Annotated in this window: 13 protein-coding genes; 9 read left to right on the top strand and 4 right to left on the bottom strand. The window is 60.2% G+C overall.

The window, feature by feature from the left end; all coding sequences use genetic code 11:
* Positions 1-32: 32 nt before the first annotated feature.
* On the bottom strand, positions 33-443 hold the full coding sequence (locus H4I99_RS10370; protein ID WP_163906009.1) for a pilus assembly protein N-terminal domain-containing protein: 411 nt from the start codon (positions 441-443) through the stop codon (positions 33-35).
* Positions 444-997: 554 nt separating this feature from the next.
* Between H4I99_RS10370 and H4I99_RS10365 the strand changes: the two genes are divergently transcribed.
* The 9 genes from H4I99_RS10365 (at position 998) to H4I99_RS10325 (ending at position 9,985) form a co-directional block, all read left to right on the top strand.
* Entirely contained in the window at positions 998-1,180 is a 183-nt protein-coding gene (locus tag H4I99_RS10365) for a Flp family type IVb pilin (protein ID WP_163902760.1), read from the top strand.
* Positions 1,181-1,342: 162 nt separating this feature from the next.
* Positions 1,343-1,855, top strand: coding sequence for an A24 family peptidase (locus H4I99_RS10360; protein WP_163902758.1), 513 nt, complete (start codon positions 1,343-1,345; stop codon positions 1,853-1,855).
* 124 nt (positions 1,856-1,979) lie between these two features.
* Complete coding sequence (gene cpaB, locus H4I99_RS10355) at positions 1,980-2,795, top strand: Flp pilus assembly protein CpaB (protein ID WP_163902756.1); 816 nt, start codon at positions 1,980-1,982, stop codon at positions 2,793-2,795.
* Complete coding sequence (locus H4I99_RS10350) at positions 2,792-4,378, top strand: type II and III secretion system protein family protein (RefSeq protein ID WP_163902755.1); 1,587 nt, start codon at positions 2,792-2,794, stop codon at positions 4,376-4,378. The genes cpaB and H4I99_RS10350 overlap by 4 nt, the downstream gene beginning before the upstream one ends.
* A gap of 14 nt (positions 4,379-4,392) precedes the next feature.
* The gene (locus H4I99_RS10345; protein ID WP_244625022.1) at positions 4,393-5,121 is read left to right on the top strand and encodes a CpaD family pilus assembly protein; all 729 of its coding nucleotides are present in this window, start codon (positions 4,393-4,395) and stop codon (positions 5,119-5,121) included.
* Between the two features lie 33 nt (positions 5,122-5,154).
* On the top strand, positions 5,155-6,444 hold the full coding sequence (locus H4I99_RS10340) for a CpaE/TadZ family protein (protein ID WP_163902753.1): 1,290 nt from the start codon (positions 5,155-5,157) through the stop codon (positions 6,442-6,444).
* Positions 6,445-6,471: 27 nt separating this feature from the next.
* Positions 6,472-7,968, top strand: a complete 1,497-nt coding sequence (locus H4I99_RS10335) for a TadA family conjugal transfer-associated ATPase (RefSeq protein WP_163902751.1) — start codon at positions 6,472-6,474, stop codon at positions 7,966-7,968.
* 4 nt (positions 7,969-7,972) lie between these two features.
* Positions 7,973-8,986 carry a type II secretion system F family protein gene (locus H4I99_RS10330; protein WP_163902750.1) on the top strand — a complete coding sequence of 338 codons (1,014 nt, stop codon included), beginning with the start codon at positions 7,973-7,975 and terminating at the stop codon, positions 8,984-8,986.
* Between the two features lie 12 nt (positions 8,987-8,998).
* Positions 8,999-9,985: a type II secretion system F family protein gene (locus H4I99_RS10325; RefSeq protein ID WP_163902748.1), complete on the top strand. Its 987-nt coding sequence runs from the start codon at positions 8,999-9,001 to the stop codon at positions 9,983-9,985.
* A 54-nt stretch (positions 9,986-10,039) separates the two neighbouring features.
* On the opposite strand, the gene H4I99_RS10320 is transcribed toward H4I99_RS10325, so the two are convergent.
* The 3 genes from H4I99_RS10320 to pncB all read right to left on the bottom strand — a co-directional run bounded on the left by H4I99_RS10320 (position 10,040) and on the right by pncB (position 12,206).
* Positions 10,040-10,198 carry a hypothetical protein gene (locus H4I99_RS10320; protein ID WP_164490814.1) on the bottom strand — a complete coding sequence of 53 codons (159 nt, stop codon included), beginning with the start codon at positions 10,196-10,198 and terminating at the stop codon, positions 10,040-10,042.
* Positions 10,199-10,293: 95 nt separating this feature from the next.
* Entirely contained in the window at positions 10,294-10,767 is a 474-nt protein-coding gene (locus H4I99_RS10315; protein ID WP_163902746.1) for an SRPBCC family protein, read from the bottom strand.
* 134 nt (positions 10,768-10,901) lie between these two features.
* A complete protein-coding gene (gene pncB / locus H4I99_RS10310) occupies positions 10,902-12,206 on the bottom strand; it encodes a nicotinate phosphoribosyltransferase (RefSeq protein WP_163902744.1) in 1,305 nt (434 codons plus the stop codon).
* Between the last annotated feature and the right edge of the window lie 26 nt (positions 12,207-12,232).

Below are 12,232 nucleotides of genomic sequence, written 5' to 3'. Positions count from 1 at the left end.
TCTGGGGCGACAAAGAGTCTCACTTCGTCCGATTATTTCGAACTGACACCGGTTGCGGCATGCTCCTCGCAATTCGGTGTGCAGGACAGCACGGTGCGGCTGGTGGCCTTGAATACGCGCACCGTATTGCCCTCGTCGATCGATACCAGAATACGTTCGTCAACGATTGCGTTGCCGGCGGCATCGAGAAGGACAAGATTTGTCGAGCCGAAGGCACGTCCAGTCAGTACGATGGTCTTTGCGTCGGCGACGGTTGCGTCGGCAACATCGGAATTGCCAACGATCACCTTGCTGACGGGACGGTCGAGTTTGAGCACGCGCGCATTGTTCATATAGACGCGCAGATAGCCGCTATCGTCTTCAGCCGAAGCGGAAAACGGCAGCGCCGCGCTCAATGCGAGCACACCGGCGACAGCAAGAAGTTTGAGACCGCTGCAAGACAACATGCGTGCCAGCCTTCCGAAGCTTTCAATACGTGGATCCTGACGCAGGATGGAGCGGATTGGTGAACGGACGGTTAAGCCGGGGCATTTCTGTGTGAACCGCACCAGCTGAGCGAGCCGGCAACGGTCCCGGATGCGCACAGCACACGCTTGAACGCAATCTCGCCGCTCTCCTGCCCTTCTCGAAAACCGTATCGGCGGCCGGGCATCGACCCAAGCTCGTACCAAAATTGGTCACACATCCCCAACTTGTCCTGTGAAGAACAAGACGGTGACGGCCGCAGCCGCGCCATACAGCCGTGAATGCCCTACATGAAAGCGATGCAAATGGCTGTTTTATCATCGATTTTCCGGCGCGTGCGCCTCGATCGATAAAATGCGGAATTCCGTCGCTTCCAACCGTTTACCAAATCCCCGTCATTTGGCCTTTCAGGAGTTGGTAACCGTCTTTCTTAAGCCGATGGCAATGGGCTGATGTGTAGGTTCCAGTCATCCGAGCAACGGCAAACAGTTGCCGGCAGTGCTGAACAACCATTGTGGAGTAGGAGAGTAGAATGACCAAGATTTTCGCACGTTTCCTGAAGGATGAGTCCGGCGCCACCGCTATCGAATACGGCCTGATCGCAGCCCTCATCTCTGTTGCCCTGATCACCGGCGCAACGACCCTCGGCAACGCCCTGAACAACCGGTTTGATAGCCTCGGCGCGACTGTGGCGAACCCGAACGGTACCCCCTGATCGTTAGTGTTTACGGGGTTACGGCCCAATCACTCGGAAAAGCCGCTCTCTAGGAGCGGCTTTTCCTGTTCCGGGTCAAGCGGTATTCGGCAAGTATCTTCTTCGCGATTTCGTAAGCATTTGTCGAGATGTTCTAACAACTCTGTCTAGAGGAAAGAAGATATGTATGAAGCTGCGGTTTTCGTGATTTTCCCGCTTTGCCTCGTTGTCGCGGCCTTCACAGACCTGTTTGAGATGACGGTCCCGAACCGCATTCCGGCGATCCTTCTTACATCCTTCATATTGATCGCACCTTTCTCCGGTCTGAGCCTCCCCGAATTCGGCTGGCACATCTTAGCGGGCGTCACGGTGTTCTCTGTTGTCTTTGGCCTCTTCGCCATCAACGTCATGGGCGGCGGCGATGCAAAGCTTCTGACCGCAGCGGCGGTGTGGTACGGTTTCACGACCTCCCTCTTGCATTTCCTGATCTATGTTGCGTATGGCGGCGGGCTCCTGACCCTGCTGATCCTCTTGGTGCGTTCGAATTCCAATACCGTGATGGCGCTCAACCTGCCGGTGCCGCACTCGATCCTGACGGCCAAGAAGATCCCCTATGCGATCGCGATCTGCGTCGGTGGGCTCGCTGCCTTTCCCCAATCACCGCTCGTGTTGGCCGCACTAGAGCAGATCCGCTAAACACCCGCGCCCGACCACAGAAAGCTATCGTTAACCAAGAGCGTAAGTGTCTCGTTAACCATAATTACACCAATTGCTGATCATTCTGCGAGGCACAGTGCTTTGTGCCGCTCAAGGAAAGATCATGAAACCCGCGCGCATCATTATCCTCGCAGTCGCCGTCGTGGCGGCCGGCATGGCAGGCCTCCTTGCCATGCGGCTCGGCGGCACAAAACAGGTCGTGATGCAACAGGTGAGCGGCGAGGTCAAAAAGGAGCCGACCGTCGATGTACTCGTATCCTCGGAAAATCTCCCGGTCGGCGCCCGTCTGAATGACAAGTCCATCCGCTGGATGGCCTGGCCGGAAGGCAGCATAGTTCCCGGCTTCATCACCCGAACGGACCGCCCCGACGCCATGACGGAGCTTGCGGGAGCGGTCGTACGCCTCCCGATGTTCGAGGGAGAACCTCTGCGACGCGAAAAGATCGTCGATTCCTCGACACGCATCATGTCCTCGCTGCTGCCCTCCGGCAAGCGCGCGGTGGCCACCGAAATCTCCGTCGCGACGGGCGCCGGCGGCTTCATCCTGCCCAACGACCGTGTCGACGTCATCATGGTTCGCAAAGGCGACGAAAACAATTACCTGACCGAAACCGTGCTCTCCAACATTCGCGTGCTGGCGATCGACCAGCAAGTCGAGGAGAAGGATGACGGAAGCAAATCCGTTGTCGGCACCACGGCAACACTGGAACTCACGCCCGACCAGGCGAAGGTGATCACCGTTGCGCAGCAGATGGCGGACAGGCTGTCGCTGGCGCTGCGCTCGGTCGCCGATGCCCAGGAGGAAGATACCTCAGTTGCGGATTACCTTCTGAGCGGCGGTTCGGGCGCGCCTTCAATTCAGGTCATCAAATCCGGCACGGTGGTCAAGTCCTCCGGCTCGGAAAAACAGACACAATGATCGGGGATGCCACGGTGCTGAACTTGAGACGGAAAATCCGCACTTCGCTGGCCGGGGGATTGGCGTTCTCCATGGCCTTTTCCGGCATACCCGGCAACTTCGCCCCCCATATTTTCGACGTGCCGCTTGCGGAAGCGGCGGCCCAGAGCGTGGTTCGTATCAACCAGTCCGGTCCCGGCGCCCGGCGGACCTTGAAACTCGGCCTCAACAAGGCGCTCGTCGTCGACCTGCCGCAGGATGCGCACGATATCCTCGTCGCGGATCCCTCCATGGCGGATGCCGTGACGCGCACCTCGCGTCGCATCTATCTGTTCGGCAAGGCGGTGGGTCAAACGAACATCTTCATCTTCGGCGAGAACGGCGAAGAGGTGGTAAGCCTTGATGTCGAAATCGAACGCGACATCGCAGGGCTCGAAAACAATCTGCGCCGCTTCATTCCCGAATCGGACATCAAGGTCGAGATCGTCTCGGACAACATCGTCCTGACCGGTGCGGTGCGGACGCCGCAGGATGCCGCCCGCGCGCAAAGCCTCGCCAACGCGTTCCTGAAAGGCGGCGAAGCGACCACCCGCAACCAGACGGCAACAGCCTCCAGCGAAAGTGGGGATGCAGCTGTCGCGATCTTCGCGGAAGACCGTCAGGTTTCGCAGATCGTCAACCTCCTGACGATCGAGGGCGAGGACCAGGTTTCGCTCAAGGTCACTGTTGCTGAAGTCAGCCGTTCGGTCCTGAAGCAACTCGGCTTCAGCGGCAGCATCTCCGATGGTACCAGCGGGATCGGCTATTCCAATCCCGCCAATCTTGGAAACGCGATCGATCCGACCGGCGTCAGCAAGATCACGGCAACGCTTGGAAGCTCGGGCTTCGGTCTCAGCACCTATATCAACGCGATGGAGCAGGCCGGCGTCATGCGTACGCTTGCCGAGCCGAGCCTGACAGCGATCTCCGGAGAGCAGGCGAAATTCTACGTCGGCGGAGAATATCGACTGCCCAGTGAACAGGAAGTCGATACCGATCCGGAGACCGGCAAGACGACGCTGTCCCGCACCACGGAAACGGTGAACTATGGCATCGAGCTGAATTTCCGGCCGGTGGTTCTCGCTCCCGGCCGTATCAGCCTTGCCATCGAGACAAATGTTTCCGAGCCGACCTGGGAAGGTTCGGACGTCAGCGGCAACACGCAATCCGGCATGCCAGGCCAGACCTATCTGTCGATACGCAAGCGCGAAGCCTCGACGACCGTCGAACTTCCGTCGGGCGGCTCGATCGTGATCGCCGGCCTCGTGCAAGACAATATCCGCCAGGCGATGTCAGGCCTCCCAGGCCTTTCGAAGATCCCGATTCTCGGCACGCTGTTTCGCAGCAAGGACTTCCAGCGCAACGAGACCGAACTGGTCATCATCGCCACGCCCTATCTCGTTCGGCCTGTGGCGCGCAATCAGCTGGCCCGTCCCGACGACAACTTCAATCCCGAAAACGATGGCGCCACCTTCTTCCTGAACAAGGTGAACAAGGTCTATGGCCGGCGTCAGGCCGATGCCACTGGCCAGTACCATGGCGCGGTCGGATTTATCTACAAATGAGCGGGGATGCCGACATGAAGACGCCAACGACCGAGCTCGAAAGAACGGAAAGCCGGACTGCCATGGCCGAACACAGTATCCGCTACGGGCGCATTGCCGCAACCTTGCTGGTGATCGGCGCAACCACGCTGCTTGCCAGCTGCGGCAGCATGAACAAGGATCAGATGTCGACGGGCGCCATTCCCGATGACTACCGCACCCGCCATCCGATTACCCTGACCGAGGTCGAGCACACCCTCGATATCCCGATCGCATCCGGCGACCGCGCTTTGACCACCGGAACACGGGATGCGATCGCGGGCTTTGCCGGCGATTACGCATCGAAGTCAAAGGGGAACCTGCAGATCCTTCTGCCTCAGGGTTCGCCGAATTCGGTTGCCGCCACCCACATGCGCAAGGAGATCCGCTCTGTGCTGGCGGGCAATGGCGTTCCGGCCCCCCGTATCATCGAGACCAGCTACCAGGCGGGGGCGACAGGTGACGCGGCACCGGTCAGGCTGAGCTATGTCGCTGTCACCGCCGTCACGGACCAGTGCGGCCAGTGGCCGGAAGACCTGCAGAACAATACCTATGCCAACAAGAACTGGCATAATTTTGGCTGCGCGACGCAAGCAAACCTCGCGGCCCAGATCGCCAATCCGATGGACCTCGTGACACCGCGCGCAACCGCGCCGATCGACGCGACGCGACGCTCGACTGTCATCGGTCTCTATCGCGAAGGCGCTGATACCTCGACGAACTAGCAGGACAGCAACGTCCGAAGGCAGGATTAAAGCATGAGCGCGATCGATTACGATATTGACACGGGTGCCGACGGAGGCCGCATGGCGGATGAGCCCGCCGCGACCGGCAATCTCGACAGCCTGCGCCCACTGCCGCGCATTTCGGTGCACGCTTTCTGCATCTCCGATGCGGTGCGGCGGGTGATGGAGCAGTGCGCCCAGGACCGACGGATGGCGCGGGCGAGCCTCAGGATCACCAGCGGCAACATCGCCGCCGCGGCGAGCATGTTTGCCTCCACCCCAACACCGAATCTCATCATTCTGGAAACCGAGGCAGGCGCCGGGAATCTGATGGCCGAGCTTGCGCCTTTGGCCGAGGTCTGCGATCCCGCCACGCGGGTCATCATCATCGGCCGCCAAAACGACATTACGCTCTATCGCGAGTTGATCCGTAACGGCATTTCAGAATACATCGTGGCTCCGCTCGCTATGGCCGACATCATGACCGCCATCGCGGCCATCTTCGTCGACCCCGAGGCCGAACCGCTTGGCCGTAGCATCGCCTTCATCGGCGCCAAGGGCGGGGTCGGCTCCTCGACCATCGCCCACAATTGCGCCTTCGGAATTTCCAGCCTGTTCTCGACGGAAACCATTCTGGCCGACCTCGACCTTCCCTTCGGAACGGCGAATATCGACTTCGATCAGGATCCGGCGCAGGGCATGGCGGAAGCGGTGTTTTCTCCGGAGCGACTGGACGAGGTCTTCCTCGACCGACTGCTGACGACATGTTCACAGCATCTGTCACTACTGGCAGCACCCTCGCTGCTCGACCGGGCCTATGACTATGACCGCGATGCCTTCCAGCCGGTGCTCGAATTGTTGCAGCGCAGCGCGCCAGCGACCGTGCTCGACCTGCCGCATACCTGGTCGGACTGGACGCGAACCGTGCTCGGCGAAGTCGATGAAATCATCATCACCTGCGCCCCGGACCTCGCCAATCTGCGCAACGCCAAGAACATGCTCGATGCGCTGAAGAAGATCAGGCCGAACGACAAGGCGCCGCACCTCATTCTCAATCAGGTCGGCATGCCAAAGCGCCCTGAAATCGCTCCGCAGGATTTCTTCGAACCGCTGGAGATCGAACCGGCCGCCATCATCCCCTTCGATGCGGCGCTGTTCGGGAACGCGGCCAACAGCGGACGGATGATTTCGGAGATCGATGCGAAATCGCCGACGTCGGAGACATTTTCGCAGATTGTCCATCTCGTGACCGGCAGGGCGACGATCAAGAAACCCAAGAAGGGTGGACTGGGCAAGATGCTCGGGCTGCTCGGCAAGAAATAACAGCAGGACGGAAACAGGTTAAGGCTGATGTTTGGAAAGCGCGGAGGCGACAGTTTTGGAAGAAGCGGATCGGGGGTCGGCACCGCGCCGCCCGCATCCGCGCCCGCTGTTGCAGCGCCTCCGCAACGCAGCGCCATGGCAGCCCCGGAACCCGCGCGCGAGGAACCGCGCCAGCAGGTGACCCCGCCGCCACTGCAGGCGCAGCCGTCTGGCGGCCGCAAGCGGCCCGCCCGCACGCAGGATTACTATGACACCAAGTCACAGGTGTTTTCGGCGCTGATCGACACCATCGACCTGTCGCAGCTTGCCAAACTCGACGGAGAAAGCGCGCGCGAAGAAATCCGCGATATCGTCAACGACATCATCACCATCAAGAACTTCGCGATGTCGATTTCCGAGCAGGAAGAACTGCTCGACGACATCTGCAACGACGTGCTCGGCTACGGCCCGCTGGAACCGTTGCTGGCGCGTGACGACATCGCCGACATCATGGTCAACGGTGCCGGCCAGACCTTCATCGAAGTGAGCGGCAAGACGATTGAATCGGAAATCCGGTTCCGCGACAATGCCCAGCTTCTTTCCATCTGCCAGCGCATCGTCAGCCAGGTCGGCCGCCGCGTCGATGAATCCAGCCCGATCTGTGACGCCCGCCTGCCCGACGGCTCTCGTGTCAACGTCATCGCACCGCCGCTCGCCATCGACGGGCCGGCGCTGACGATCCGTAAATTCAAGAAGGACAAGCTCAACCTCGGACAACTGGTCAAGTTCGGCGCGATCACGCCGGAAGGCGCGGAGATCCTGCAGATCATTGGCCGCGTTCGCTGTAACGTCGTCATTTCCGGCGGTACCGGCTCAGGCAAGACCACGCTGCTTAACTGCCTCACCGGCTTCATCGATGCCGACGAACGCATCATCACCTGCGAAGACACCGCCGAACTGCAGTTGCAGCAACCGCATGTTGTCCGTCTGGAAACCCGGCCGCCGAACATCGAGGGCGAGGGTGAGATCACCATGCGTGACCTCGTCAAGAACTGCCTGCGCATGCGTCCCGAACGCATCATCGTCGGCGAAGTGCGCGGACCGGAGGTGTTCGACCTCCTGCAGGCGATGAACACCGGCCATGACGGCTCGATGGGCACGATCCACGCCAATACGCCGCGCGAATGCCTGTCACGTATGGAATCGATGATCGCCATGGGCGGCTTCACCCTTCCGGCAAAGACCGTGCGCGAAATCATTTCCGGCTCCATCGACATCATCATACAGGCGGCCCGCCTGCGCGACGGCTCACGCCGCATCACCCATGTCACCGAGGTGATCGGCATGGAAGGCGACGTCATCATCACCCAGGATCTCCTGCGCTACGAGATCGAAGGCGAAGACCTCAACGGCAAGATCATCGGGCGGCACATGTCGACCGGGATCGGCAAACCTCATTTCTGGGACCGGGCACGCTACTACAACGAAGAGCGTCGTCTGGCGGCAGCGCTCGACGCGATGGAACAGAAGGGTAAGGGGGTCTGAGACGATGTTCGGCTTCGATCCCCTGGTACTGGCCATCATCGCGCTTGCGGCAATAGCGACCGGTGGCATTGCCTACGGCCTGCTGTACTCGCAGATCGAGGCCGAGAAAAAGACCGCAAGCCGCATCAACCGCGTCAAGGCGGCAGAGACCGATCACGCCAAGGTCAAGGCAGCGCGCGACCGCGTCCAGGAAATCTCCAAGCGGCGCAAGTCCGTTCAGGATTCTTTGAAGGAACTGGAGCGCAAGCAGCATGAACGGCAGAAGAAGGCTGCATCCACCAGCCTGAAATCAAGGCTGAATCAGGCTGGCCTTTCGGCCACTCCGAGCCAGTTCTACACCTTCAGCGCCATCTTCGGCGTCGTGATCGCCGTGTTCGCTTTCGTTGCCGGACTGCCGCCGCTCGCACTTATCGGCGTGACCTTTGCCGCCGGTCTCGGGCTTCCGCGCTGGCTCGTCAACTTTCTGATCAAGCGCCGGCAGAAGAAGTTCCTGAACGAGTTCCCCAACTCGCTCGATGTCATGGTCCGCTCGATCAAGTCCGGCCTGCCACTGAACGATGCACTGAGGCTGATCGCTTCGGAAGGCCAGGAACCGGTGAAGACCGAATTTCGCCGGGTCGTCGAATCCCAGCAGGTGGGCCTGAGTGTCCCGGAAGCCTGCCAGCGCATGATGATCACCATGCCGCTGCAGGAAATCAATTTCTTCTCGATCGTGATCGCGATCCAGAGCCAGGCCGGGGGCAACCTCTCCGAAGCACTGTCCAACCTCTCGCGTGTGCTGCGCGACCGCAAGAAGATGAAGGCGAAGGTCAACGCGCTTTCGATGGAAGCCAAGGCCTCGGCAGTCATCATCGGCGCCCTGCCCTTCATCGTCGCGCTGCTGGTCTACCTCACTTCGCCGCAATACATCATGATCCTGTTCACCGATTCCCGCGGTCACCTGATCCTCGCGGCTTCGGGTGTGTGGATGTCGATCGGCATCATGGTAATGCGCAACATGATCAACTTCGACATCTAGGGAACCCAGGCGATGAATGAAGACTTCGCGGCAAGCCTGACAAATCCCTCGCTGATCATCGCGGTCCTCGTGGCGATCGCCGTGTTTGCGACCCTCTACACCATCGCCATCCCCTTTTTCGAGCGTGGCAATCTCGACAAGCGCATGAAGGCAGTCTCCACCGAGCGTGAACAGATCCGCGCGCGGGAGCGAGCGCGAATGAATGCCGAGACAGCCCGCGGCAAGGCGAGCCTTCGCGCAAACAACAACCAATCGGTCCGGCAGATCGTCGAACGCCTCAATCTGCGTCAGGCTCTGGTGGACGACGCTACGCTGGACAAGCTTCGCGCGGCGGGTCTGCGTTCGCAGAACGCGCTGAACATCTTTCTCTTCGCGCGTTTTTTCCTGCCGTTCCTGACACTCGCAATCACCGCCATCTGGATCTTCGCGCTTGGCAATCTTGCGGAAAAGCCGCTTGCAATCCGCCTGCTTGCCACCATCGTCGGCGGCTATATCGGTTTCTACCTGCCGAACATCTATGTCTCGAACCGCATGACGAAGCGGCAGCAATCGATCCGCCGGGCATGGCCCGATGCGCTGGACCTGATGCTCATCTGCGTCGAATCCGGGATTTCCATAGAAGCCGCCATGCGTCGCGTGGCGGATGAAATCGCCACCCAGTCACCGGAACTGGCGGAAGAAATGGTACTGACCACGGCGGAACTTTCCTTCCTGCCAGATCGCCGAACTGCGCTTGAAAACCTCGGGCTTCGCACTCAGCTCGACGGCGTGAAGAGCGTTACCCAGGCGCTCATTCAAGCGGAACGCTACGGCACGCCCGTCGCAACGGCTCTCCGCGTACTGGCGCAGGAAGGCCGCGACGAACGCATGAACGAAGCGGAAAAGAAAGCGGCGGCACTGCCGCCGAAACTCACCGTACCGATGATCCTGTTCTTCCTGCCGGTGCTGATCGCCGTCATTCTCGGACCGGCCGGCATCCAGGTGTCCGACCGGTTCTGAGGCAGTTGCGGACGGAGAGCCGTTTCTGCCTTTGCCAGAAGTGTGCAGGATGCGTCAGTGGACAGTGGGTTCGAGTTCATCCTGCAGCAGGCCAAGGGCGTCGCGCAACGCGTCGACGAGGATATCGGTCAATTCATCGCCCTTGTTTTCAACAATGAGCATTTGCAGCGCCACATCCTGCTGCTCGAAGAAGTGATCGGGGTCGTTCGTCATATTGGTATCCTATACGCGCCGAATCACATTTTCGGCCTCAAGCCACTATCGACGCAGTGGCTTGCGCAAGGCTTTCAGGCGGGACGCCGCCACATTCATGCGGAGGCGCTGACCGCCTCGTCGGGAGCCGCGGTCACCAGCTCTGCAAACTTCGAGAAGAATTGACCGGCGAGCTTTTTGGCAGTGGAATCGATCAGGCGGGAGCCGAGCTGCGCGATCTTGCCCCCGACCTCGGCCTTGACCGCATAACTGAGGATAGTCGCATCCGGTCCGTCAGCTTCGAGCGAGACATCGGCACCGCCCTTGGCGAAGCCGGCAATGCCGCCTTTACCCTCGCCGGAAATGGTGTAGGACCGCGGCGGATTGAGGTTCTGTAACTCCACGGCCCCCTCGAACTTCGCCTTGATCGGCCCGATCTTCAGAACGACCTTTGCGATCAGGTCCGTGTCGGAAGTCTTTTCCAACTCCTCGCAGCCGGGTATCGCCTGGCGCAAAATGTCGGCGTCGTTCAATGCACGCCATACCGTTTCGACTGGAGCTTCGATCCGTTCGGTGCCGTTCATGTCCATGATGTCTTCCTCCCTCAAGCGATGTGGTCATGATTTCCGCCACGCCCCTCCCCGGGCACAGCGGAATATTTGACCAACAGCTTACAGACAAGCGGACGGATCGCAAGAACCGGGCATCGGCCTTGCTGTCGATATCAGACGAGCACGGCCTGTTCGACGCGATCGTCCGAGCCGAAGAACTTCAGGTAACGCTCCACCTCGGCCGGATCGCCTGTCGCCTTGCGCGGATTGTCGGAGAGCTTGACCGCCGGGCGGCCATTCGCATCGCTCACCTTGCAGACCAGCGAAATCGGCTTCAGGCCCTCGATTTCGCGCGGCGCGCAGCCGGCGAAATCATTGGTGAGGTTGGTACCCCAGCCGAAGCTCATGCGCACACGCCCCTCGAAATGCCTGTAGGTATCGATGATCGCATCGACATCGAGTCCGTCGGAGAAGATCAGAAGCTTCTGCCGGGGATCGCGTCCCTTTTGCTTCCACCACGCGATGATCTTTTCGCCGCCCTCGATCGGCGGGGCGCTGTCGGGGCGGAAACCCGTCCAGTCCGCCACCCAGTCGGGCGCATTGCGCAGGAAGGCTGCGGTGCCATAGGTATCCGGCAGGACGATTAGCAGGTTGCCGCCATAGAGGCGGTTCCAGTCCTGCATGACCTTGTAGTTCGCAGCCGCGAGTTCCTCGTCGTTGCGTGCCAGGGCTGCTGTCACCATAGGCAGTTCGTGCGCGTTGGTACCGACGGCTTCAAGATCGGAATCCATCGCAAGCAGCACGTTGCTGGTGCCCGTAAAGGCCGGGCCGATGCCTTCCTTCAGGGCTTCGACGCACCAGCGCTGCCACAGAAAACTGTGTCGGCGGCGCGTGCCGAAATCCGAGATCCGAAGGCCGGGCAGTTCGCGCAGACGCTCGACCTTGGACCACATCTTGGCCTTTGCGCGGGCATAGAGCACGTCCAGCGTGAAAAGCCCGAGAGACTTTGACACGGCGCGCGAACGAAGCTCGTTGATGATGGCCAGTGCAGGGATCTCCCACATCGTGGTTTCCATCCACTTTCCATGGAAATGCAGGTTGAACTGGCCGTCCTTCCTCGACAGTTCATATTCCGGCAGCTGGAAATTGGCGAGCCAAGTCAGAAATTCCGGCTCGAAGATCTGGGCACGGCCGTAGAAGGTGTTACCCGCGAGCCAGATCGCCTCCTTCTTGGTAAGTCGCAGCGAACGGGCGTAATCGAGCTGGTCGCGCAGTTCGGTCTCGTCGATTTCTTCCGCCAGGCGCACCGTCGTGGTGCGGTTGATCAGGCTGAAGGTTGCGTTCACATCCGGATAAAGCTTCCAGATCATCTGCAGCATCAAGAGCTTGTAGAAATCCGTGTCGATCAGGCTGCGGAGGATCGGGTCAAGCTTCCATGTGTGGTTGAAAACCCGTGTCGCGATATCGGTCTTGGTCATCGGCGGACAGTCCTGCAAACCGCGGC

This window comes from Paenirhizobium daejeonense (genome assembly GCF_014280875.1).
Lineage (GTDB): Bacteria > Pseudomonadota > Alphaproteobacteria > Rhizobiales > Rhizobiaceae > Allorhizobium > Allorhizobium daejeonense.
The sequence above is the reverse complement of the archived record's forward strand: the minus strand, read 5'-3'. Positions and strand labels throughout refer to the sequence as shown.